This window comes from Nocardioides sp. NPDC057767, assembly GCF_042798275.1.
GTDB lineage: Bacteria > Actinomycetota > Actinomycetes > Propionibacteriales > Nocardioidaceae > Nocardioides.
Genome location: NZ_JBHVKJ010000013.1, coordinates 37166 through 59724, shown reverse-complemented (window position 1 = coordinate 59724; position 22559 = coordinate 37166). Strand labels below are relative to the sequence as shown.

The window sequence follows — 22559 nt, the reverse complement described above, 5'->3', positions numbered from 1 at the left end:
AGTCGACCCGAGACTGGGATCTTCCTCAGCCTAGGCGGAGGTCCTCGGGATGGACAGCCCATCGATGATCTGCGGCAACGCGTCCTCGAGAAGCCGGTCGGCCCGCGGGTCGTCGGGGTGGATCGTACGCATCGTGAGGCTGTGCAGGAACACCCCCATCAGCGTCTGGGCGAGAAGGTCCGTCGGCATCGTGGAGGTGCGGTCGAGGCGGTCCAGGGCGAGCCCGACGACCTCGACGAGCTGCTCGCTGAGCGCCGTGAACGTCGCCGAGCTGATGTCTCTCGCGTCGGGGTCGCGCAGGCTCTGCAGCACGACCTCGCTCTGCAGGACGAACCAGCGGTCCTGCATGGGGCGGACCGCGTCGAAGGCCGCTCCGATCAGCGATCCGCTCGAGTCCGCGTCGGCGTGCTCGGCGACGGCTGTGCGTACGGCCTCGATCAGCCTCTCGGACTCCTCCTTGAACGCCTCGAGCAGGACCTCGTCGACGGTGTTGAAGTTGGAGTAGAAGGCGCCTCGTGTGTAGCCCGCGGCGCTGACCAGGTCGTCGACGGTGACCCGGCGCGCACCGCGCTCGACGAAGACGTCGACAGCGGCGGCGAGCAGTCGCGCGCGGGTGTTCGTACGTCGTCGGGGGGCCTTCACCTCGGTCATGTATCCATCCTCACATACGCGAACGATACATTTCTGTATTGGATGCGTTAATGTATCGAACTGTGTCCTCCTACCTCTACCGGCTCGGCCGCCTGGTCGCGCGCCGTGCCAAGACCGTGCTCGCGCTCTGGCTGCTGCTCGCCGTGCTGCTGGGTGCGCTGACCGTCTCGCTCGGCGGCAAGCTGCAGAACGACTTCACGATCCCGGGCACCGAGTCCCAGCAGGGCCTGGACGCGCTCACCCAGCGCTTCCCCGAGGTCTCCGGGACCTCGGCACAGCTCGTCTTCGTCGCCCCTGCGGGCGAGAAGATCGAGGACCACCGCAAGGAGGTCCGGGCGGTGCTCGAGGCGGTCGAGAAGGTCGACCACGTCGCGACGGTCACGGATCCTCTGGCGAAGGACAGCAGGACGGTCAGCGACAACGGCCGCGACGCACTGGCGACGGTGCAGTTCGACCTCGGGCTGGACGAGCTCCCCGAGGGCGTGACCGAGGATCTGGAGGAGGCCGCGGACCTGCCGGCGGGGTCTTCGCTGGAGCTCCACATCGGCGGGGATGCGTACTCCGTCACCGGGGTGCACGTCAGCGCGACCGAGGGGATCGGGATCCTCATCGCCCTGCTGGTCCTGGCGATCACGTTCGGGTCGCTGCTGGCCGCCGGCCTGCCGATCCTGACCGCGCTGCTCGGGGTGGCGATCGCGATGGCGGGGATCTTCTCGGTCGCCGCGGTCACCACGATCTCGGCCACCACCCCGACTCTCGCGCTGATGATCGGGCTCGCGGTCGGGATCGACTACGCACTGTTCGTGATCGCCCGGCACCGCAGCCAGCTCGCCCACGGCCTGGAGGTGGAGGAGTCGATCGCCCGCGCGGTCGCGACCGCGGGAAGCGCGGTCATCTTCGCCGGCGTCACGGTCATCATCGCGCTGTGCGGCCTGGTGGTCGCGGGCATCCCGTTCCTCGCGGTCATGGGGTACGCAGCGGCCTCGGCCGTCCTGGTCGCCGTGCTCGTCGCGCTCACCGCGGTGCCGGCGCTCCTCGCGATCGCGGGGGAGCGGCTCCGACCGAAGCCTGGGTCTCGGGCCCACCGGCGTGAGGCTGTCGCGGAGGGGCGGCCTCACGCCACCACCCTCGGAGCACGCTGGGTGCGGCTGGTGACCAAGGTGCCGGTCCTCACCGTCGTGGTCTCGCTCCTGATCATCGCCGTCCTGGCGATCCCGGCACGCGACCTCGCGCTGGGGCTCAACGACAACGGCAGTGCCGAGCCGGGGAGTGCTCAGCGGGAGACGTACGACCTGATCAGCCGCGACTTCGGGCCGGGCTACAACGCGCCGCTGTTCGTGACCGGGGACATCATCGACACCACCGACCCGATCGGGGTGATGGACTCTCTGGGCAAGGCGCTGGGCGGCTACGACGGGGTGCAGAAGGTCGCGCTGGCCACGCCGAACCGGACCGCCGACCTCGGGCTCGTGGTGATCTACCCGACGACCGAGAAGAGCGATCCGGCGACAGCGGCGCTGGTGAACTCGATCCGTGCGGACGCGGGTGACCTGGAGAAGAGGTTCGGGATCGAGGACGTCCGGGTCACCGGGCAGACCGCGGTCGCGATCGACGTCAGCGCGCGTCTCTCCGGGGCGATCCTGCCGTTCGGGGCCGTCGTCGTCGGCCTGTCGCTGATCCTGCTGACGATCGTGTTCCGCTCGATCGCGGTGCCGCTGAAGGCGACGCTGGGCTACGTGCTGTCGGTGGCGGCCTCGTTCGGGGTGGTCGCCGCGGTCTTCGAGTGGGGCTGGGGTGCCGATCTCCTCAACGTCGCCAAGGTCGGGCCGGTGATCGCGTTCTTCCCGATCATCTTGATGGGCGTGCTCTTCGGGCTCGCGATGGACTACGAGGTCTTCCTGGTCTCCCGGATGCGGGAGGACTACGTCCACACCGGCGACGCCAGGCGTTCGGTGGACACCGGGTTCGCCGCCAGTGCCCGCGTCGTCACCGCCGCAGCGGTCATCATGATCGCTGTCTTCGCGGCCTTCGTGCCCAACGGCGACCCGATCGTGAAGCCGATGGCTCTGGGGCTCACCGTGGGTGTGCTGGTGGACGCGTTCCTGGTGCGGATGACGCTGGTGCCGGCCGTGCTCGCCCTGCTCGGGCGGGGTGCCTGGTGGCTGCCCCGCTGGCTGGACCGGCGGCTGCCGGTCCTCGACATCGAGGGTGAGGCGCTCGTGCACCACCTCGAGCACTCCGACTACGTCGCTGCTCACGGTGAGGTGGCGGTGCGGGTGCACGAGGTCGAGGTGCCGGGGGCGCTCGCGCCGTTCTCGATGGAGCTGCGGCCGGGCGGGCTCGGGATCGTCCACGGAGCCGACCCGGTCGCTCGATCTGCTGCGTTCGCCGCGATCACCGGGCGGCTCGGCTTCTCCGGTCAGCTGGTCGTGCTCGACCGGCTGCTGCCGGAGGAGTCGGGAGCCGTCCGCGCCCGGGCCGCGCTCGTCGACGACGTCACGGCCGCCCTCCGGCTCGTGGGCGCCCGCCGCATCCCGGCGCTGGTCGCGATCGACAGCCCCACCTCTCTCGACCCCGGTCAGCTCGCGGCCCTGTCCGCGCTGACCTCGCGGGGCACGACGGTGCTGCTCGGGATGCCGTCGATGCCCGCCGTACCGCAGGTCGCCGACGCCGTCGCGTGTGCCGTGCCTGCTCTTCCCGCGCTCACCGACCCCGCGGCCTCGGCCGCTGATCTGGAGACAGTTCGATGACACGTACGAAATCATGGTGGTCCGGCCGTCGCCTGGTGGCCGCCGCGGTCCTGCTGCCGGTCGTCGTGACGGCGGTCGCGCTCGTCGCGCTCAGCGACCGCACCGAGAACCTCGACAAGGTCCCCGCCGCGGTGGTGAATCTCGACGAGCCGGTCACGACGGGCAGCGGCAAGGACAAGAAGACGATCTACGCCGGGCGGGCGCTCGCCGCGGACCTGGTCTCCTCCTCGGGCTCCGGTTCGTCCGGCCCCACCCTGGGCTGGGAGCTCACCGACGAGGAGGATGCGCGCTCGGGCTATGCGGACGGGACGTACGCCGCGGTCATCACGATCCCCGAGGACCTGTCCAAGACGCTGTCCGGCGTGCAGGGCAGCGACCCGAGCGCCGGCCATGTGAGCGTCGAGGCGTCCGACGCCTCCAGCGAGGTCACCGCCGAGATCGCCCGGCAGGTCGCGCGGCAGTCCGCCTCGACCCTGGGGCGTACGGTCACGACCACCTACCTCGACGGGGTCCGGGACGAGACCGGGAAGCTCAAGACCAGCCTGACCGACGCCGCCGACGGGGCCGACGAGCTCGCCGACGGCACCGCTGCGGCCGACTCGGGTGCCGGGAAGGTCGCCGACGGTGCCCGCGAGCTCAGGTCCGGCGCTGCGGGCGCCGCCGACGGCGCCTCGCAGGTCGCCGGTGGCCTCGACTCGCTCGCCGGCGGGACCGCGCGACTCGAGTCGGGTGCCGGATCGCTGGCCACCGGTGCGGGCAAGGCGTCGAAAGGGGCGTCCTCGCTGTCGGCCGGTGCCCGCGAGCTCAGCGGCGGGCTCGACCGGCTGGAGAGGTCGACCGCGGAGCTTCCGTCGCAGACCTCGGCGCTGGCGACCGGTGCCGCACAGGTGTCGGAGGGCGTGGACGGCTACACCCAGCTCACCAAGGGCTGGGCCCAGGCGTGCGCGAGCGACCCACTGCTCGCGGCCTCCAAGCCGCAGCTGTGCGGTGCTACCGCCGCCGCGGTCGGCTCCGGCGGCGCGCGGGCCGACCAGCTCGCCGCCGGGGCGGACCAGGTCGCCTCGGGTGCCTCCGCGCTGTCGAAGGCGGCTCCCGAGCTGACCGGCGGGATCTCGTCGGCGGCGGACGGTGCCGGGAAGGTCGCCTCCGGAGCCTCTCAGCTCGCTTCCGCCAACGCGCGGGTGGCCGCCGGGGCCCGTGAGCTCTCCGCCGGTGTCGGGGAGGCGAACGACGGCGCCACCGAGCTGGCCTCCGGTGCGACCCGACTCGCTGCGGGCACCAAGCAGCTCGAGGACGGCTCGGCCTCGCTGGCCACCGGGGCCGACGACCTCTCCGCCGGAACCTCCTCGCTGAACGAGGGCGCGTCCTCGTTGGCCTCGGGACTCGACGACGGGGCCTCGCAGATCGCGGTCCCGGGGAAGAAGCAGGCCGACGTCGTCGCGGACCCGGTGCAGGTCTCGGTCGCCTCCGCGCCGTCGACCTCGGGGGCGACCCGGCTGGCGCCGACGGTGATCGCGCTGGCGCTGTGGCTCGGAGCGCTCGCGATCTACCTGCTCCGTCCGGCCTTCCCCGCCGGGCGGCTGCGCGAGGCACTCAGTGCGCGGCGGCTCACTGTCGCCGGGCTCTGGCCGGCAGCGGTGGTCGGGGTGGTGCAGGCACTTCTGCTCGTGGGCGCTGCCCGTCTCCTCGGTGCCGACCTCGCGCAGCCCGTCGCCACGGTCGGGATCGCGGTGCTCGCCGTGTCCGTGTTCGTCGCCGTCCACCAGGCCGTCGTCGCAGTCGCCGGACAGCACCGAGGGTGGCTGATCTCGCTCGGCTTCCTCGCGCTGCAGCTGGTCTCGATCGGCGGGCTGCTGCCGGTCGCCACGACGTCCGAGCCGTTCGGTGCCCTCACCGGCATCCTGCCCGTCCCGCTCGCCGCCGAGGCGCTGCGCGGAGTCGTGGTCGCGCAGAGCGGTGCCGCGGTCGGTGCGCCCGTCGGGGGCCTGGTCCTCTGGCTCCTGCTCGCGGTCGCGGTCAGTCTCTTCGCGGCGGGTCGGGCGCAGCGTACGTCTGTGGCGGAGATCCGCGCGGCTGCGGCTGCCGGCTGAGCGGGCGCTGCGCGTGTAACACGTCGTTCGTAGGACTATCCGGTCGCTCCGATAGGGCGAGAAGACCTACGAACGACGTGTTACAGCTCGGCTGGCAGCTCCCCGCGCAGCTCAGAGCGAGGTGTCGTGCAGCACGATGTGCTCGTCGAGCGGCGCGCGGCCCATCTCGACGCGGTTGACCGAGGCCTCGGGGTCGGCGGTGCCGAAGGAGATGCCGTAGAGCAGCTTGAGGTCGGCCGGGAGGCCGAGGTGGGCGCGGACGGTGTCGGCGAACAGTCCGTGCATACCCTGCGGGACACCGTGGTAGCCGCGGGCGGTGAGGGAGAGCAGGAAGTTCTGGGCGTACATGCCGACGTCGTTGGCCGCGCGTACGACATCGCCGAGCTCCGGCACGAAGAGCAGAGCGACGTGGGGCGCGCCGTAGAAACGGAGGTTCTCGGCGACGGCCTTGGTGCGTCCGTCGGCGTCGTCGCGGGCGATGCCCATCGCGCCGTAGAGGGTGGCTCCTGCGTGCTGCGACCGCTGGACGTGCACGCCGTCGTCGGCGCCGTACGTCGTGGTGAAGTCGGGGCTCATCTGGCCGGCCTCGAACGCCTTGAGCATCGCGGCGCTGAGCTCGTCGCGAGCGTCGCCGGAGAAGACGTGCACCTCCCAGGGCTGGGTGTTGCTGTGCGACGGGGCGCGCTGGGCGTCCTCGAGCACACCGCGGATGTCGTCGGTGGGCACCGGGTCGGGCAGGAAGGCCCGCGCGGAGCGGCGGGCTCGGATCACGTCCGTGAAGGTGTCGACGGCGGTAGCGCTCACAAGAAGGGTTCCTCTCAGGTCTGCCGAGGGCTGTTGACCTCGATCCACTCCTGGGCAAAGACGGAGGGACTCTCCGGTATTCCCGTGGGTGCCGTGAAGGTGGCTCATCGCACACTCGGGGGGCCTACCCGGTTCGGGTGATACCCGGGGGTCGGACGGGCGCCTTTGCCGCGGCGCGTCGAAGACTCGAGGTCCGACCTATCTGAGGGGGAAACCCATGATCCGAAAGCTCGTCTGTGCCGTCGCGGCGGGGGTCGCCGCGGCGGCGCTCTGGTCGATGCCGGCCTCGGCTGCACCCTTGCTGCAGCTCTCCGGCGCGATCTTCACCACCGACGTCTCCGGCGCGCCCGTCAATCTCAACCACTACGCCGCCAAGGAGGACGTCTACCTCAACGGCGGTCCCGGCATCAACGCGCCCGATGACGCCGCCGGCCTGCCTGCCGGGATCTACGCCTTCCAGGTGACCGACCCGTCCGGCAAGACGCTGCTCTCCACCGACGCCGTCGAGTGCCGCCTGGTCCAGGTCGACGACAGCGGCCGCTTCGTCAGCGTCGCACCCAGCGGCGGCTGCGCGCACGCGACCGGCACCGACGCGGAGGACGGCGGCATCACCGTGCAGCTGTTCCCCTACCTCGACACCCCGAACAACGGCGGCGAGTACAAGGTCTGGCTGACGCCGTACGACGCGCTCGACCCCACCGCTCCGGGCAACCGGCACGGCTTCGTCCCGGCGGACAGCAAGACCGACAACTTCAAGGTCAGGGCCAAGGCGATCGTCGAGATCGACACCCGGTTCTCCCGGCACGGCGGGCCGTTCATCGACGGTCTGGCCGCCCACTGGACCGACACCCTGGGTGCGCACAACGTGAAGTACTCCGAGTACAACCCGGCGGTTCTCGCGTTCCACGAGGCTCACGTCGAGGCTGCTGAGGCGGGGTTGCACAAGATCACCGTGAGCGACCAGGCCGGCTGCGAGATCGAAGACGTGCACCACGCCGGGCAGACCTTGCTGCCTGACGCGAGCGGCTCGGTCACCGTTCCGGTACAGGTCAAGAAGCACATGAGTGGCGACCACACCTACTGGGTGGACGTGCACTGCGTCTGACGCACCGCTTCTGACGCCCTCGAACCGGTCACCGCGACCATCAACCTAGCATTTGCTTGGTAGGCGCTCTAGACTGCCGCACATGGCAGTTGAGATCGACTTCAGCGGCAAGGTGGTCGCGGTGACCGGCGGCGCCCGCGGGGTGGGCGCCGGGATCGTCGCGCGGTTCCTGGAGGCCGGCGCGGAGGTCGAGATCTGCGGCCGGACCGCCCCGGCCGAGCTGCCGGTGATCGACGGGCGCAAACCGGTCTTCTCCCAGGTGGACGTGCGGGCCCCGGAGCAGGTCGCGGCCTGGATCGCCGCCATCACCTCACGGCTCGGTCGGCTCGACGTGGTCGTCAACAACGCCGGCGGCGCCCCCTACGCCGACTTCGCGACCGCTTCGCCGCGCTTCCACGAGAAGATCTCCGCGATCAACTTCCTGGCCACCGCCTACGTCTGCCAGGCGGCGTACGAAACCCTGAAGGCCTCGCGCGGCTCCGTCGTCAACATCAGCTCGATCTCGGCACGGCGGCCCAGTCCCGGGACCGCGATCTACGGGGCTGCCAAGGCGGCCGTCGAGAGCCTGACCGGCTCGATCGCGGTCGAGTGGGCCCCGGACGTACGCGTCAACGCCATCTCCTGCGGGATCGTCGCCACCCCCGGGTCGGAGGACCACTACGGCAGCCCGGAGCAGCGGGCCGCGGTGGCCGCGACCATCCCTCGCGGCGTCTTCGCGAGCCCCGAGGAGATCGGGGATGCCTGTCTGATGCTCGCCTCGCCGCTCGCCGCGCACATCACCGGCGCCGTCCTGTCCGTCGACGGCGGCGGCGAGTGGCCCGCCTTCCTCCAGCACACCCCCAACTCCTGAGGAGAAACCGTGCCCGAAGCAGTCATCGTCTCTGCCGCCCGCTCGCCGATCGGCCGCGCCTTCAAGGGATCGCTGAAGGACCTGCGGCCCGACGAGCTGGCCGAGCAGATCGTACGCAGCGCCCTCGCCGCGGTCCCCGAGCTGGACCCGACGCAGATCGACGACCTGATGATGGGATGCGCCCAGCCCGCGGGGGAGCAGGGCTACAACATCGGCCGGGTCGTCGGCGTACGCCTCGGCCTGGACGCGGTGCCCGGCACCACCGTCCACCGCTACTGCGCGTCGTCGTTGCAGACCACCCGGATGGCCTTCCACGCGATCCGCGCGGGAGAGGGGGACGCGTTCATCTCTGCCGGGGTCGAGTGCGTGTCCCGCTACGAGCGCGGCAAGGCCGACGGGATGCCGGACACCAAGGCCGAGGAGTTCCTCAAGGCGAGCGAGCGCGGTGCCGCCCGGGTGGCCGCGGGGACGGCCTGGGCCGATCCTCGCGAGTCCGGCGAGCTGCCCGACTACCACCTGGCGATGGGCGAGACCGCCGAGAACGTCGCCGAGCTGTGCGGCGTGACCCGGGAGGCGCAGGACGCGTGGGGCGTACGTTCCCAGAACCGCGCCGAGGCCGCTGCCGCCCGTGGCTTCTGGGAGCGGGACATCACGCCGGTGACGCTGCCGTCCGGTGAGGTCGTCTCCACCGACGACGGGCCGCGGGCCGGGGTGACCCTCGAGAAGGTCGCCGGCCTGGCGCCGGTGTTCCGGGAGAACGGCACCGTCACCGCCGGCAACTGCTGCCCGCTGAACGACGGCGCGGCCGCGCTGGTGATCATGAGCGACACCCGCGCCGCCGAGCTCGGGATCACGCCGCTGGCCCGGATCGTCTCGACCGGGGTCTCCGGGCTCTCGCCGGAGATCATGGGGCTCGGGCCGGTCGACGCGTCCCGCCAGGCGCTCGCCCGCGCCGGGCTCTCGGCGTCCGACATCGACCTCGTGGAGATGAACGAGGCCTTCGCCGCCCAGGTGCTGCCCAGCATCGACCAGATCGGTCTCGACCCCGAGCGGGTCAACGTCAACGGCGGCGCGATCGCCCTCGGCCACCCTTTCGGCTCCACCGGCGCCCGGCTCACCACCACTCTGCTTCACGGGCTGCAGGAGACCGGCGGCCGCTACGGTCTGGAGACGATGTGTGCCGCGGGTGGACAAGGCATGGCCCTGGTCATCGAGCGGCTCTGAGCCGCTGGTCGAGCCTCGACACGCCTCCGCCTAGCGGCTCCGGCGGCTCGACCAGCGGGGGGATCAGACGCTGCGGCGACCCAGGTGGATGACGGCGACCGTGATCCGGCGCTCCTCGACCACGTAGACGATGCGGTAGCGGCCGACGCGGAGGCGGTAGCGGTCCTTGCCCCAGGCGTACGCGCCGACGTCGCGCGGGGTCTCGGCCAGGGAGTCGACGGTGTCGAAGACCTGGATCAGGCCGATCGGGTCGTCGTCGACGTACGCCTCGGCCGACTGCAACGCCTCGTCGGCCCAGACGACTTGATAGCTCACTCGCCGAGCGGCCGGTCGAGACCGAGGGCGCGGCGGGCCTCGGTATGTGGGGTGTAGCGGACTTCGCCGAGCTCGCGGCGCAGCGAGTAGCGCGCGATGGCGAGATCGTCCTCGAGATCCTCGATGCGCCGGTCATGGTCGTTGAGGTAGGCGCGGATGGCCTCGCGGGCGATCTCCTGCTTGGACCGGTTCTCCGACCGGGCGCGATCGGTCAGCAGCCGGTCGTCGGCCTCGCTGAGTCGCAGAGTCATAGCCATGGACCCAGCGTAACCCGGAGTGGTATCACGCGGTATCGTACGTGGGTCGGAACGTCGAGTTTCAGCCTGGGGGATATCCGAACATGTCGCTGACCGCGCTCTACCTGCTCGTCGCACTCGGAGCGGGGCTGGTCGCGATGTTCCTGAAACTCCCACCCCTGGTCGGCTTCCTGGCCGCAGGGTTCGGGCTGCACGCCGCCGGCGTCGGCGAGGTGGAGGGCCTGCACACGCTGGCCGACCTGGGCGTCACGCTGCTCCTGTTCGGCATCGGCCTCAAGCTCGACGTGAGATCGCTGCTCCGGCCCGACGTGTGGCTGAGCACCTTTGCCCACCTCGGCTTCAGCGTCGTCATCGGCGTCGGGCTGCTGGCCGGCATCGCCCCGCTCGGGTTCGCGCTCCTCGCCGACGCCGACCTCGGCGAGATGGCGCTGATCGCCTTCGTGCTCTCGTTCTCGTCGACCGTCTTCGCGATCAAGGTCCTCGACGAGCGCCGCGACAACAACACCCTCTACGGCCGGATCGCGATCGGTGTGCTGGTCATGCAGGACATCGTGGCGGTCGCGTTCCTGACCATCTCCAAGGGCCACTGGCCCTCGCCGTGGGTCTTCGCGCTGGTGCTGCTCCTGCCGGGCGCGTGGCTCGCGCACCGCATCTGGGACCGGATCACCTCCGCCGAGCTGACCGCGCTCTTCGGCCTCGCGATCGCGCTCGTGCCGGGCTACTGGCTCTTCGAGACCGTGGGGCTCAAGGGCGACCTCGGGGCACTGGTGGTCGGCGTACTCCTCGGGTCGCACGCGAAGGCGCCGGCACTGGCGAAGCTGCTGTTCAGCACCAAGGAGCTCTTCCTCATCGCCTTCTTCCTGAGCATCGGGCTGACCGGGGTGCCCTCGCTGGAGGATCTGGCGCTGGCGTCCGTGCTGCAGATCCTGCTGCCGCTGCAGGCCGTGGCGTACGTCGTGATCTTCGCCTTCATGGGGTTGCGCTACCGCACCGCGACACTGGCCTCGTTCGCGCTGACCAACTACTCCGAGTTCGGGCTGATCGTGATCGTCATCGCCTCGGCGACCGGGCTGGCCTCGGCCCAGTGGCAGACCGTGCTCGCGGTCGCGACCTCGCTCTCGTTCCTCGTGGCTGCCGTCTTCAACGCCTACGCCGCGAGGCTCATCAACATGCTCAACCGCCTGCTTCCCGAGCGGAGGCCCGAGCGGCTCCAGGAGGCAGACCGGCCGATCAACCTCGGCGACGCCAAGGCGCTGGTGGTCGGGATGGGCCGGGTGGGACGGACGACCTACGAGGAGCTGCGCGACACCCAGGGCTACCACGTGCTGGCGGTCGAGCACGACTCGGTGCGGGCCGAGGCGCTCAAGGAGGAGGGCTTCGACGTCGTCGAGGCCGACGCGACCGACCAGGACTTCTGGGAGCGGGTCAAGAAGGGCGCCGGCATGGAGCTGGTCGTCCTGACGATGCCCTTCCACGGCGACAACCTGCTCGCCATGGACCTGCTGCGCAAGCTCGGGTTCACCGGCACCGTGGCTGCCATCGCCCTGCGCCCCGAGGAGCGCGACGAGCTCAAGAAGCGTGGTGCCCACGCCGTTCTGAACCTCTACGCCTCGGCCGGCTCCGACCTCGCCGCGAAGGCGCTCCGGGTCAACCAGGAGCGCCAGCTCTCCGCGTGAGCTGTGAAGCCGAGAGTGACCCATGGGCCACTCTCGGTTTCACAAACTCGGGTCAGCCCAGCAGGTTGTAGCCCGACAGCGCACCCAGGTAGGTGCGAGTCACGCCGGTGCCGGCGCTGTTGCGCTCCAGCGCATACACGTAGCTGCCAGACCGCACGATCAGGTCGCCGCCCGAGCCGGCCCGCAGGTCGCGTACGCCGAGCACCGCGTCATAGCCGGACAGGTTGATCGACAGGCTCTGCGTGGAGACCAGGCCGCCGGGCCCGTTGCTCTCGTGGACGACGGTGCTGGTGCCGTTGACGAAGAGTACGTCGGGGGTGTTGCTGCCGTTCCAGCGCCCGACGCCGACCAGGCGAGTGCCGGCTGCTGAGGTGCGCATCACGATCGAGGCGCCGACCTTGGTCGAGCCCTTGCCCGGCCACAGCTTGATCGTGCCGTCGGAAGTGCGGCCCATCAGGTCCGGATAGCCGTCGCCGGTGATGTCGCCGACGGCGTCGATGACGCTCACCGTGCCGAGACCGGTCGCGATCGTGACGGGGCTGGCGAACTTGCCCGTGCCGTAGCCGCGGTAGAGGCGCACGGAACCGTCGGACATCTTCGCCAGGAAGTCGCCCTTGCCGTCGCGGTTCCAGTCGCCCGCGTTCATCAGTGCAGTTGCGCTCGTCAGCGTGATGCCGCTGTCGACCGGCGCGGCCAGGCTGACCCGACCGCTGTTCGGCTTGACGTAGAGCGTCGAGCCGGACCTCATCATCAGGTCCGGGAGGCTGTTGCCGACGAGGTTGACCGCGCCGATGACGGTGCGGTTGATGTCCGCGTACGGCCCCAGCGGCTTGCCGAAGCCCGAGCCGTAGGCCGGGTAGATCCAGCCGCGGCTGGACGAGTCTCGGCCGATCAGGTCGCCGCGGCCGTCGCCGGTGAAGTCGCCGTAGCCGGTGATCTGGACCAGCGAGGACCACGACGGGCTCTGGGTGGCGAGCTTGACCGGGGAGCCGAACGTACCGCTGCCGGAGCCCTTGAAGTAGTAGAGCGCACCGGACTTGCGGCCGATCACGTCGCGCTTGCCGTCCCGGTTGACGTCACCGGTCGCGGCGAGCTTGTCGAAGCCGCTCAGCGAGCGCGTGGTGCCCGCGCGGGTGAACCCGCCGGCACCGTTGCCGGTGTAGCGCACCAGATAGCCCTTCGCGTTCTTGCCGACCAGGTCGTTGGCCGAGGTGCCGCCGATGTTGCCGGTCGCGGTGATCTTGGAGACCCCGGAGAAGGTGCTCTTGCCGAGGTTCTTGAAGACCGCCGCGAAGGTGCCGTCGCCGCGCCCCTTGCGGATGCCGGCCGAGCCGTCGTTGCGGACCTGGATCAGGTCGGCCTTGCCGTCGCCGGTGATGTCCGGGGTGACCACGGCCTCGCGCACGGTGCTACCGACCGTCGTGGACGTCCTGGTCGAGTTGAACCCGGCGAACCCGCCCGTACGCAGCGTGAAGATCCGGCCGTCGGAGGCCCGTCGGGCCACGAAGTCGGAGTGGCTCGTGCCGGTGATGTGGGACTCCAGGTCGCGGCCGCTCCAGCTCTTCTGGAGGCTGGCGGCGAGCGTACGGATCGTGGGGAGCTTGGCTTGGAGGTTGACGCCCGGGCAGACGGTGTTGCCGGCGTCGCGGTGGCCGTTGATCGCGTGCGGGAAAACCGTCTTGGTGCCGTCGGTCTTGGTCAGCGACACGTTGGTGGCGTTGGCGGTGACACCGTGGAGGCTGAGCTTCCACGCGTAGAGGGCGCTGTACGCCTGGATCATCGCGTCCGTGGGCGCGTTCTGGCTGGTCGATGCCTCGGAGGGGTCCGGGCAGCCGGCCTCGACTGTGTCGAAGCAGCCGAGCGCCGAAGCACCGAAGCTGTCGTAGTTGTAGCCGCTGGTGTGGGCGCCCTCGACCGGCAGCGCGACACCGCCGTGGCGGCCCTCCCAGATGCGGCCGAACTTGTCGACGAAGAAGTTGTAGCCGATGTCGCGGTAGCCGCGGGTTTCCACGTGGAGCGTGTAGATGCCCCGGATGATGCCGGGGACGTCGGCCTCGGTGTAGTCGTTGGTGCCCGCCGCGTGGTGCACGAACCCGCCGTGGATCTGGCGGTAGCTCGGGGCCGTCTGCTCGCGGATCGTCTCGTCGGCGCCCCACTGCGCGCGGCTGTAGATCGTCGGGCTCGGGGTGTAGGTGGACGCGACCAGGTTGAGGTCGGAGTCCTTGCTGCCCTTGTGGGTGCTGGTTGCCCGGGGCTTGTCCTCGTCGGTCTCGATCTCGGGGAGCTCCTCGACCGTGTCCTCGGGCTTGCCCGGCTCGATCACCGCGAGCTCGAGGTCGCCGGGGATCTCGGCGGCGTCGGGGACGATGATCCGGGTCTGCACCTGGTCGACGTGCCCGGCCAGGAACTCGTCGGTGCCCGGGCGGACGCCCTTGGCCTCTGCGGTGCCGGCGTCCGGACCGTGGTCCTCGACGTCGACCACCAGCGGGCTCCACGACGACCACACGCCGTCCTTCAGGGTGCGGATCTCGGGGCGTACGTCCTCGGTGACCTCGCCGGACCAGGTCAGGCCGACGACACCGAAGCCGGTGACGTCCTGCGGGTCACTCTTGATGACGTCGGTGCGGGGCTTGTCGACCTTCGTCGCGTGCTCGGTCGCTTTGCCGGTCGATGTCGTCAGAGCGACCTCCTCGACGTGCGACTCCACCGGACCGGCGGGGAGGGTGGACGGCTCCCTGTTCGCGGCCTCGAACGCGGCCAGCGGGCCGGACGTGGTCGGCTCGGCGGTGGCGGAGTTCAGCGTCAGCGGGATCGCGACTGCGGCCACGCCGAGAACGAGGGTGGTGCCGGAGATGGACGCGATCTTGGCGCGTCGGGGCATCGAAGCCTCCGTGGGGGAAAGTTAAGACGGGCTCCGGAAACCTATACCCCCGCGGGGTGGGGTGTCTTGCCTATATCGAGGAGTCGCGAAGGTCCGTCTTCAGGACCTTGCCGCTGGCGTTGCGCGGAAGGCTGTCGACCAGCACGTACACCCGCGGCTGCTTGTAGTTGGCCAGGCGGTCCTCGAGCCAGGTCGCGATCGTGTCGGCGTCCAGGGCGTCGCGTACGACGACGAAGGCCTTCCCCACCTGACCCAGGCGGGCGTCGGGGATGCCGATGACCGCGGCTTCGACGATGCCGGGGTGGCCGGCGAGGGTGTTCTCGACCTCGGCCGGATAGACGTTGAAGCCGCCGACGGTGAACATGTCCTTGATCCGGTCGGTGATCTTCAGGCAGCCGTGCTCGTCGAGGTGGCCGACGTCGCCGGTGTGGAGCCAGCCTTCCGCGTCGATCGCCTCGGCGGTGGCCTCCGGGTTCTCGAAGTAACCGAGCATGACGTTGTCGCCGCGGATCCAGACCTCGCCGTCCTCACCGGGCTCTGCGTCCGCACCGGTCGCGGTGACGGTGCGGATCTCGAGGCCCTCGACCGCAGGACCGACCACCTTGGCGACGTGTTCCGGGTCCTCCCCGGGGCGGGTGGTGGTCGCGACCATGCACTCGGTGAGGCCGTAGGCGCCCTTGACCTCGTCGATCCCGAGGATGTCGCGCATGTCGGCGAAGAGGCTCTCGGGAACGCTCGCGGCGCCGGCGATCGCGAAGCGCAGGCTCGAGATGTCGTACGTCGCGAGGTCGGGGTGGTTGATGAGCGTGGTGAAGATCGTGGGGGCGCCGGGGAGGACGGTGATCCGCTCGTCCTGGATCAGCTGCAGCGCCTGCGTCGGGTCGTAGGTCGCGATCGGGTAGACCGTGCTGCCCGCGGTGAACGCCGCGATGAAGCCCGCCTTGTAGCCGAAGCCGTGGAAGAACGGGTTGACGATGGCGTAGCGGTCCTCGGGGGAGAGCGAGGCGCCGCGCGCCCACACGTCGGCGACCCCGATCGTCTGGCGCTGGGCGCTCATCACGCCCTTCGGCCTGCCGGTCGTGCCGGAGGTGAACAGCAGGTCGGCGAGGGTGTCGGGGGTGACCGTCGATGTGGCGTCCGCGAGACGCTGGTCGGAGGTCTCTTCGCTCGCGGCGAGGAAGTCGTCCCAGTCGCTCGCGAGGTCGACGATGGTGAGCAGATGCTCTGGGAGCGGGCCGGCGTCGTGGAGCATCTTGATGTAGTCGGTGCCGAGGAAGCCGTTGACGGTGATCAGTGCGGTCGCGCGGGACCGCTCCAGGATCTCGCGCGCCTCGTGGCCCCGGTAGCGCGTGTTCAGCGGCACCACGGCCGCCCCGATGGTCTGCGCGCCGAGGACCGCGACCGGGAACTCCCAGCGGTTGGGCGCCCAGATCGCTACGCGGTCGCCGCTGCGTACGCCCTTGGCGAGGAAGGCACGCGCGGCCTTCTCCGCCGCGTCGGCGAGCTCGGTGTAGGTGAGCGTCGTGGGGCCGTCGACGATCGCCGGGTGGTCGGCGTACGTCTGCTTGGCCTTCTCGAGCAGGGCGGGGATCGTGCGCGGGGTCACCCGGGCAAGCGTAGTTGAGCAACTGCTTGTTTGGTAGACTTCGTCCATGACTGACACGGGGGTTGCGCCGAGAAGGCGGGGGACGGCGTCGGGGTCGTCGCGGCGGGCCGAGCTGCTCACGCTGGCGGCCGAGATGTTCGCGACCAAGGGGTTCTCCCAGACGACCGTACGCGACATCGCGGACGCCGCGGGGATCCTCTCGGGCTCGCTCTACCATCACTTCCGCTCCAAGGAGGCGATGCTGACCGAGGTGCTGTCGGGCTTCCTCGACGGGCTCAACGCCCGGTTCACCGAGATCGTCGAGTCCGGCGTCGACCCTCAGGCAGACCTGGACGGGCTGATCGCGGAGTCGTTCCGGACGATCCACAACGAGCGCCTCGCGGTCGCGCTCTACCAGAACGAGGCGTCCTTCCTGGCGACCGTCGAGGGCTTCGAGTTCGTCGCCGAGCGCTCCCGCGACAACGAGGCGCTGTGGATCCAGGTCATCGAGGCCGGCCAGGCCTCAGGCGTCTTCCAGGCCTCGCTCGACCCCGCGCTGACCTACCGGTTCATCCGCGACGGCGTCTGGTCCACGGTCTCCTGGTATCGCCCCGGCGGGCGGCACACCCCCGAGACGCTCTCGGAGCAGTATCTGAAGCTGCTCCACGCCGGCATCCTCGCCTGAATCCGCTGGTCGACACGCTCGGCCGCGGGCGGCCTCGCGGCTCGACCAGCGGGGCGGGCGGGGCCTCAGGGGACCTCTTTGAAGCGGAGGCCCTTGGGGTCTTCCGCCTCGATGATCTCGAGCTCCTCGGGCGTGGGCTCGCGGGTGAGGGGCGCGTCGGTGGCGTCGATCGGGAAGCCGGTGGCCTCCTGGAGCTCCTCGGGGGTGACGCCGGGGTGGATCGAGTCGACCTTGATGAGGCCGGACTCGTCGTAGCCGAAGACGGCGAGGTTGGTGACGACGACGCCGAGGTCGTGGAAGCGGCCGGCGGTGCCGGTGGCGCGGTCGTTGCCGACGCCGCTGGCGACGTCGACGCGGTCGACGAAGATCCGGGCGGAGTGCTTGGCGACCCAGTAGTCGACACGGTGGTTGACGGTGTTGCCCGGCGCCCCGCGTACGCCGATCAGCTGGCGCTTCGGCTGTCGCCAGTCGCCGATCGAGGAGATGTTCTGGTTGCCGTAGCGGTCGATCTGGCTGGCGCCCATCATCGAGTGCCGGCGGCCGCTGGCGACGATGTCGAAGATGCTGCGGAACGGCACCCAGGCCTCCGGGGTGCCGCCGGCCGCCGCGGTCTTCAGCAGCGGGGGAGCCTCTGCCATCATGAACGCCTCGCCGTCGCTGAGGGCGAGCTCGGGGGTGTGGGTGGCCTTGGCCAGACGTACGCCGATGGCCGGGACGATCCCGACGGCGTGAGCGAGCACCTCGCCGGAGCCCTTGAAGGCGTCGGAGACGGCGGCGACGCAGACGTCGGCCCGAGTGATGGTCTGGGTGGTCACAGGTAGCGCTCCTCGAACTCGGTCCAGTCGCCGGCGGAATCGGACTTGGCCGCGGCCACGTACGACTTCTGGAACTCCTCGTCCCGGCCGTAGTCGGGATCGCAGCTGGTGAAGTGGGCTCCGCCGGGGGCCGCGACGACGTGGTCGACGAAGATCCGCGGGACCAGGAGGGTCTGTGGCGGGGCCTTGGCGGTCAGGTCATCGGTGGAGACGATCTGCTCCACCGACATGATCGTGGTGTCGGCGGCCATCGCGAAGAGGTCGTCGAAGTAGGGGTCGGGGCCGAGGTACTGGCCGTTGCCGGCCGCATCGGCGCGGTTGAGGTGGATGAGCGAGACGTCGAGGCGGAGGCCGGGGACGGCGACGTACTCCTCGTCGTCATAGGGCGACTTCACCGTCTTGAGGTCGGGGTTCATCGCCATCACGTCGCTGCCGAGGCCGGCGCGGATGGGCTGGAAGCTGAGCCGGTTGGCGCCTGCTCGCAGGCCGGCGACGAACATGCCCTCGTCGTACTCGCTCGTCTCCGGGATCTCGCCGCGCTCGCGGGCGCGGGTGAAGTTCGGGTCGAGCGGGATCGAGTCGAGGCTGACGAAGCCGTAGACCAGCTTGCGGATCTTCCCGGCGCGGGCGAGCAGGCCCACGTCGGGGCCGCCGAACGCGACCACGGTCAGGTCGGTGATGTCGCTGCGGAGGATCTCCTTGACCAGCGCCATCGGCTTGCGGCGCGAGCCCCAGCCGCCGATGCCGATGGTCATCCCGGACTCGAGCTTGCCGGCGACCTCGGCGAGGGGCAGTGTCTTGTCGAGCGGGGTCTTGTTCACGTCTCTCCTCGGAAGAGCTGGGCGGTGGCGTGGGCGCGCTTGAAGTAGAGGTGGGCGTCGTGCTCCCAGGTGATCGCCACGCCACCGTGGAGCTGGATCATCTCGGCCGCGACCTGCGAGAACGCGTCGGAGCACCAGGTCTTGGCGGCATGGATGAGACGTCGATCCGGGATCGGCTGGGTCAGCTCCCAGGCCGCTGCCCAGCTCATCGTCCGGGCGGTCTCGACCTGGACCAGCAGGTCGGCGCAGCGGTGCTTGAGCGCCTGGAACGAACCGAGCGGGCGGCCGAACTGGTGGCGTTCCTTGAGGTAGGCGACCGTACGCTCCAGCGCCTCGCGTGCGGCGCCGGCCTGGAGGGCGGTCATCATGGTGGCGCCGACGGTGGTGACGTACGCCGGGTCGACCGTCCCGAGCGGATCACCGGCCGCCTCGTCGACCGTGACCGATGCGAACCTCCAGGTCGGGTCCAGCGCGGGCGTCGGCGTGACCGTGGCTGCCGCCGGATCCACCGCGTGGACCTGGTCGCCGCGCAGCACGAGGAGGATCTCCGCGCCGACGGCGTCGATGACGAGGTCGGGGCCGGGGACCACCACGGCGGCCGTGGTCCCGGCGGCGATCCGCTCCAGCAGCTCACCGGCGGCCGGGGTCCCGGCGGCGGCCAGGACCTGGGTCGCCAACAGTGTGCCGACGAACGGCGACGGTGTGAGCGTGGCGCCGAGCTCTTCGAGGACGAGATGCGCCTCGATGTAGGAGCAGCCGACGCCGCCGTACGCCTCGGGGACCGCCAGTGCGGACACGCCGATCTGCTCGGTCAGCGTCTGCCACAGAGCGGTGTCGTAGCCCTCGGGCGTCGCGATCGCCGCGCGCAGATCAATCGACGCCGCGCGCTTGGCGATCAGCGTGTGCACCGTCGCGACCAGGTCGGACTGCTCGTCGGTCAGCGCGAACCTCATATCTCTCCTCGGTGGGTGGTCTCGACAGGCTCGACCACCAGCGACTCGAGGATGCGCGCGCGGTGCTCGGCAGGGGTGCCCCAGGCACCCACCAGCGCGCGCACCTTCAGGATCCACAGGCTCAGGTCGAACTCGCGGGTGTAGCCGATCGCACCGTGGGCCTGGAGCGCGGTGCGCGAGGCGAGGTATGCCGCATCTCCGGCGGCGACCTTCGCGGCCGAGACCGCCCGGGCCGCCGTCGGGGTGCCGGCGTCGAGCTCGACGGCCGCGTTGTGCACCAGCGGGGCGGCGAAGTCCAGGGCGACGCGTACGTCGGCGAGTAGATGCTTGACCGCCTGGAACTCACCGATCGGGCGCCCGAACTGCGTCCGCTGCTTCGCGTACGCGACCGAGTCGCCGAGCAGCCTCAGTCCCGCGCCGAGGAGCTGGGCCGCGCAGGCGAGCGTGCCGAGGTCGAACGCCGGCGCCGGGTCGATCGTGGCGATCTCCTCGCCGGGCGTGACCTCGAAGAGCCGCCGAGTCGGGTCGACCGATGTCCGCTCGGCGCCCACGACCGCGTGGTGGAGGGTGGTGCCCGAGGTGTACGTCCGCTCGGCAATGTCCGCGTCGACTGCCCGCGTCGGCCGTGAAAGAAACTTTTCTTTCACGGCCAACGACAGCTCTGTTCCCAGCCAGGCGAGCGGTGGTGCCACGGACACCACGGCCTCGCCGGCGGCCAGGCGCCCGAGGAGATCCGTCTGCGGAGTGCCCGCGACGAGCACCGGCGCGACGGCGACCGACTCGATCCATGGGCCAGGGACGCCGTGGAATCCGAGCCGTTCGAAGGCGACGGTCAGGTCTACGGATGATGCGCCCAGGCCACCGACCTCCTCCGGCACCAGCAGTCCGGTGACGCCGAGCTCGGCGAGTCGTTGCCATAGCTTCAGCCCCGCCGAGTGATCACCGGCCGCCCAGGCGCGCGCGGCCGACGGGACGTCGGCAGCACCGAGGAGGTCGTCGAGCGCCTGGGAGAAGGCGTGCTGCTCCGGCGTACGTCCGAATCTCACTGTGTCCCACCCTTCTGGCCACCCCTCGGCAGGCCGAGCACGCGCTCGGCGACGATGTTGCGCTGGATCTGGTTGGTGCCGGCGTAGATCGGGCCGGACAGTGAGAAGAGGTAGTCGTCGACCCACGGACCGGCGAGCTCGGCGTCCGCGCCGAGCAGCGAGAGCGCGGTCTCGTGCAGCGAGAGGTCGAGCTCGGACCACCACAGCTTGTTGATCGAGCCCTCGGCACCGACCGAGCCGCCGGCTTCGACGTGGGTGACGGTGCCCCAGGTGTAGAGGCGATAGGCCTCCGCGCCGATCCAGGCGTCGACCACCGCAGAGCCCAGGTGGTCGAGCCTGTCGAGACCTTCGAGCCTGTCGAGACCCTCGAGCTTGTCGAGACCATGCGAGCGATACAGCTCGACCAGCCGCCCCGCCGCCGCGCAGAACCGCCCGGGCGAGCGCAGCGACAGCCCTCGCTCGTTGCCCGCCGTCGACATCGCGACCTTCCAGCCGTCGCCGACCCCGCCGAGCACGTCCTCGTCGGGCACGAAGACGTCGTCGAAGAAGATCTCCGCGAAACCCGGCGTACCGTCGAGCTGGTCGATCGGCCGGACCGTGACGCCGTCGGCGTCGAGCGGAAAGAGGAAGTACGTCAGGCCCCGGTGCCGCTCCGCGGAAGGATCCGAGCGGAAGAGTCCGAACCCGCGGTCGGCGAACGGTGCCCGGCTGCTCCAGGTCTTCTGCCCGTTGAGCCTCCAGCCGCCCTCGACCTGCGTCGCGGTCGCCCGGAGCGAGGCCAGGTCGGAACCGGCCTCCGGCTCGGACCACGCCTGCGCCCAGACCAGGGTGCCGTCGGTCATGTCGCGCAGGTAGCGCTCCTTCTGGGCCTCGGTGCCGTGGCCGAAGATGATCGGGGCGAGCAGCGCGATGCCGTTCTGGCTGATGCGCGTCGGGGCCCCGCAGAGGTAGTACTCCTCCTCGAAGATGACCCACTCGGTCAGCGACGCGTCCCGGCCGCCATAGGTCTCCGGCCAGGCGACCACCGACCACCGTCCGGAGGCCAGGGTGCGCTCCCACTCCCGGTGCGCCGCGGCACCCTCGGCGGTGTCCATCGACGGTAGCCGGCCGGGGTTGTTGGCGGCGAGCCACTCACGGGCCTCGAGCCGGAAGGCCTCCTCGGCCTCGGTGAACTCCAACGTCGTCATGACTTCATGGACCTCGCGTTCATCCCCGCGAGCGAGTCCTTGCCGACCTCGGCGTTGTGCGCGTGCGCGGCGTGGTGAAGCCCGAAGACCGAGTCCATCCCGGCGCGCATCCCCATCAGGTCCTCGGCCTGGTTGACCGCCTTCTTCGCCAGGGCCAGCCCGAGGCGTGGCATCTCCGCGATCCGTCCCGCGAGTGCAAGGGTCTCGGTCTCGAGGTCGTCGCGGGGCACGACGTGGTTGACCATGCCCCAGGTCTCCGCCTGCGAGGCCGAGAAGCGGCCGCCGGTGAAGAGCATCTCCTTGGCGGCGCGGGGGTTGGTGACCCACGGGTGGGCGAAGTACTCGACGCCCGGGATGCCCATCTTGACCACCGGGTCGGAGAAGAACGCGTCGTCGGAGGCGACGATGAAGTCGCAGGACCAGGCCAGCATCAGGCCGCCCGCGATGCAGGCGCCCTGCACCATCGCGATCGTCGGCTTCGGCAGCTCGCGCCAGCGGCGGCACATGCCCAGGTAGACCTCGGACTCGCGCGCGAAGCGGGAGTCGACGCCCTCCTTGCCGACGTGGTCCCACCACATCACGGCCTTGCGCTCGAAGCTCTCGTCGATGTCACGGCCCGGGGTGCCGATGTCATGGCCGGCGCAGAAGTGCTTGCCGTTGCCACCGAGCACGATCACCTTGATCTCGTCGTCGTTGGTGGCTCGGGTGAACGCCTCGTCGAGCGCGTAGGTCACCTTCGAGTTCTGGGCGTTGCGGTATTCGGGCCGGTTCAGCCGCACCACCGCTACGGGCCCGTGGGTCTCGTACGTCACGACGTCCTCACTCATGCCGCAGACGCTACCAAACAAGTGCTTGGTTTGGTAG

19 protein-coding genes are annotated in these 22559 nt (G+C 70.4%); 7 read left to right on the top strand and 12 right to left on the bottom strand.

The genetic code is table 11. The features are described 5' to 3' along the window. Window positions 1–30: 30 nt before the first annotated feature. Entirely contained in the window at window positions 31–651 is a 621-nt protein-coding gene (locus ACFVDI_RS09120) for a TetR/AcrR family transcriptional regulator (protein WP_378903225.1), read from the bottom strand. Between the two features lie 50 nt (window positions 652–701). Here ACFVDI_RS09120 and ACFVDI_RS09115 point away from each other — a divergent pair, with 50 nt between their 5' ends. After that, a complete protein-coding gene (locus tag ACFVDI_RS09115; protein ID WP_378903222.1) occupies window positions 702–3401 on the top strand; it encodes an MMPL family transporter in 2700 nt (899 codons plus the stop codon). Continuing rightward, window positions 3398–5491, top strand: coding sequence for a YhgE/Pip family protein (locus ACFVDI_RS09110; RefSeq protein ID WP_378903220.1), 2094 nt, complete (start codon window positions 3398–3400; stop codon window positions 5489–5491). The genes ACFVDI_RS09115 and ACFVDI_RS09110 overlap by 4 nt, the downstream gene beginning before the upstream one ends. Before the next feature lie 111 nt (window positions 5492–5602). Here the strand turns inward: ACFVDI_RS09110 and ACFVDI_RS09105 are convergent, their stop codons facing one another. Continuing rightward, window positions 5603–6295 carry a nitroreductase gene (locus ACFVDI_RS09105; RefSeq protein WP_378903217.1) on the bottom strand — a complete coding sequence of 231 codons (693 nt, stop codon included), beginning with the start codon at window positions 6293–6295 and terminating at the stop codon, window positions 5603–5605. Window positions 6296–6512: 217 nt separating this feature from the next. On the opposite strand from ACFVDI_RS09105, the gene ACFVDI_RS09100 reads away from it, so the two are divergent. From ACFVDI_RS09100 to ACFVDI_RS09090, 3 genes are all read left to right on the top strand, one after another. Then, entirely contained in the window at window positions 6513–7400 is an 888-nt protein-coding gene (locus ACFVDI_RS09100) for a hypothetical protein (protein WP_378903214.1), read from the top strand. Between the two features lie 82 nt (window positions 7401–7482). Beyond that, window positions 7483–8250 (top strand): SDR family oxidoreductase, encoded by a 768-nt coding sequence (locus ACFVDI_RS09095; protein WP_378903211.1) that lies wholly within the window; start codon window positions 7483–7485, stop codon window positions 8248–8250. A gap of 9 nt (window positions 8251–8259) precedes the next feature. Beyond that, window positions 8260–9474 carry an acetyl-CoA C-acetyltransferase gene (locus tag ACFVDI_RS09090; RefSeq protein WP_378903209.1) on the top strand — a complete coding sequence of 405 codons (1215 nt, stop codon included), beginning with the start codon at window positions 8260–8262 and terminating at the stop codon, window positions 9472–9474. Between the two features lie 63 nt (window positions 9475–9537). Here the strand turns inward: ACFVDI_RS09090 and ACFVDI_RS09085 are convergent, their stop codons facing one another. Both ACFVDI_RS09085 and ACFVDI_RS09080 read right to left on the bottom strand, forming a co-directional pair. Next, window positions 9538–9789 carry a type II toxin-antitoxin system RelE/ParE family toxin gene (locus ACFVDI_RS09085; RefSeq protein ID WP_378903206.1) on the bottom strand — a complete coding sequence of 84 codons (252 nt, stop codon included), beginning with the start codon at window positions 9787–9789 and terminating at the stop codon, window positions 9538–9540. After that, window positions 9786–10046, bottom strand: coding sequence for a ribbon-helix-helix protein, CopG family (locus ACFVDI_RS09080; RefSeq protein WP_378903203.1), 261 nt, complete (start codon window positions 10044–10046; stop codon window positions 9786–9788). Before ACFVDI_RS09080 ends, ACFVDI_RS09085 begins: the two co-directional genes overlap by 4 nt. A gap of 83 nt (window positions 10047–10129) precedes the next feature. On the opposite strand from ACFVDI_RS09080, the gene ACFVDI_RS09075 reads away from it, so the two are divergent. Next, a complete protein-coding gene (locus ACFVDI_RS09075) occupies window positions 10130–11722 on the top strand; it encodes a cation:proton antiporter (protein ID WP_378903200.1) in 1593 nt (530 codons plus the stop codon). A 52-nt stretch (window positions 11723–11774) separates the two neighbouring features. Here the strand turns inward: ACFVDI_RS09075 and ACFVDI_RS09070 are convergent, their stop codons facing one another. Continuing rightward, window positions 11775–14603, bottom strand: a complete 2829-nt coding sequence (locus tag ACFVDI_RS09070; RefSeq protein WP_378903198.1) for an FG-GAP-like repeat-containing protein — start codon at window positions 14601–14603, stop codon at window positions 11775–11777. Between the two features lie 70 nt (window positions 14604–14673). Then, a complete protein-coding gene (locus tag ACFVDI_RS09065) occupies window positions 14674–16209 on the bottom strand; it encodes an AMP-binding protein (protein WP_378903196.1) in 1536 nt (511 codons plus the stop codon). Between the two features lie 46 nt (window positions 16210–16255). On the opposite strand from ACFVDI_RS09065, the gene ACFVDI_RS09060 reads away from it, so the two are divergent. Continuing rightward, window positions 16256–16873, top strand: coding sequence for a TetR/AcrR family transcriptional regulator (locus tag ACFVDI_RS09060; protein WP_378903194.1), 618 nt, complete (start codon window positions 16256–16258; stop codon window positions 16871–16873). 65 nt (window positions 16874–16938) lie between these two features. On the opposite strand, the gene ACFVDI_RS09055 is transcribed toward ACFVDI_RS09060, so the two are convergent. Genes ACFVDI_RS09055 through ACFVDI_RS09030 form a run of 6 tightly spaced genes read right to left on the bottom strand, consistent with a single transcriptional unit; the run spans window position 16939 to window position 22522 of the window. After that, window positions 16939–17688 (bottom strand): CoA-transferase subunit beta, encoded by a 750-nt coding sequence (locus ACFVDI_RS09055; RefSeq protein WP_378903192.1) that lies wholly within the window; start codon window positions 17686–17688, stop codon window positions 16939–16941. Then, complete coding sequence (locus ACFVDI_RS09050; RefSeq protein WP_378903189.1) at window positions 17685–18509, bottom strand: CoA transferase subunit A; 825 nt, start codon at window positions 18507–18509, stop codon at window positions 17685–17687. The genes ACFVDI_RS09055 and ACFVDI_RS09050 overlap by 4 nt, the downstream gene beginning before the upstream one ends. Further along, window positions 18506–19462 (bottom strand): acyl-CoA dehydrogenase family protein, encoded by a 957-nt coding sequence (locus ACFVDI_RS09045; protein WP_378903186.1) that lies wholly within the window; start codon window positions 19460–19462, stop codon window positions 18506–18508. The genes ACFVDI_RS09050 and ACFVDI_RS09045 overlap by 4 nt, the downstream gene beginning before the upstream one ends. Then, entirely contained in the window at window positions 19459–20508 is a 1050-nt protein-coding gene (locus ACFVDI_RS09040; RefSeq protein WP_378903183.1) for an acyl-CoA dehydrogenase family protein, read from the bottom strand. Before ACFVDI_RS09040 ends, ACFVDI_RS09045 begins: the two co-directional genes overlap by 4 nt. After that, a complete protein-coding gene (locus tag ACFVDI_RS09035; RefSeq protein WP_378903180.1) occupies window positions 20505–21695 on the bottom strand; it encodes an acyl-CoA dehydrogenase family protein in 1191 nt (396 codons plus the stop codon). Before ACFVDI_RS09035 ends, ACFVDI_RS09040 begins: the two co-directional genes overlap by 4 nt. Then, window positions 21692–22522, bottom strand: a complete 831-nt coding sequence (locus ACFVDI_RS09030) for an enoyl-CoA hydratase (protein WP_378903177.1) — start codon at window positions 22520–22522, stop codon at window positions 21692–21694. Before ACFVDI_RS09030 ends, ACFVDI_RS09035 begins: the two co-directional genes overlap by 4 nt. Window positions 22523–22559: the final 37 nt, after the last annotated feature.

Coding starts and splice junctions, on each gene's coding strand:
- ACFVDI_RS09060 (WP_378903194.1), top strand. CDS start 16,256: ATGACTGACACGGGGGTTGCGCCGAGAAGGCGGGGGACGGCGTCGGGG.
- ACFVDI_RS09030 (WP_378903177.1), bottom strand. CDS start 22,522: ATGAGTGAGGACGTCGTGACGTACGAGACCCACGGGCCCGTAGCGGTG.
- ACFVDI_RS09080 (WP_378903203.1), bottom strand. CDS start 10,046: ATGGCTATGACTCTGCGACTCAGCGAGGCCGACGACCGGCTGCTGACC.
- ACFVDI_RS09115 (WP_378903222.1), top strand. CDS start 702: ATGTATCGAACTGTGTCCTCCTACCTCTACCGGCTCGGCCGCCTGGTC.
- ACFVDI_RS09035 (WP_378903180.1), bottom strand. CDS start 21,695: ATGACGACGTTGGAGTTCACCGAGGCCGAGGAGGCCTTCCGGCTCGAG.
- ACFVDI_RS09110 (WP_378903220.1), top strand. CDS start 3,398: ATGACACGTACGAAATCATGGTGGTCCGGCCGTCGCCTGGTGGCCGCC.
- ACFVDI_RS09070 (WP_378903198.1), bottom strand. CDS start 14,603: ATGCCCCGACGCGCCAAGATCGCGTCCATCTCCGGCACCACCCTCGTT.
- ACFVDI_RS09045 (WP_378903186.1), bottom strand. CDS start 19,462: ATGAGGTTCGCGCTGACCGACGAGCAGTCCGACCTGGTCGCGACGGTG.
- ACFVDI_RS09075 (WP_378903200.1), top strand. CDS start 10,130: ATGTCGCTGACCGCGCTCTACCTGCTCGTCGCACTCGGAGCGGGGCTG.
- ACFVDI_RS09095 (WP_378903211.1), top strand. CDS start 7,483: ATGGCAGTTGAGATCGACTTCAGCGGCAAGGTGGTCGCGGTGACCGGC.
- ACFVDI_RS09120 (WP_378903225.1), bottom strand. CDS start 651: ATGACCGAGGTGAAGGCCCCCCGACGACGTACGAACACCCGCGCGCGA.
- ACFVDI_RS09100 (WP_378903214.1), top strand. CDS start 6,513: ATGATCCGAAAGCTCGTCTGTGCCGTCGCGGCGGGGGTCGCCGCGGCG.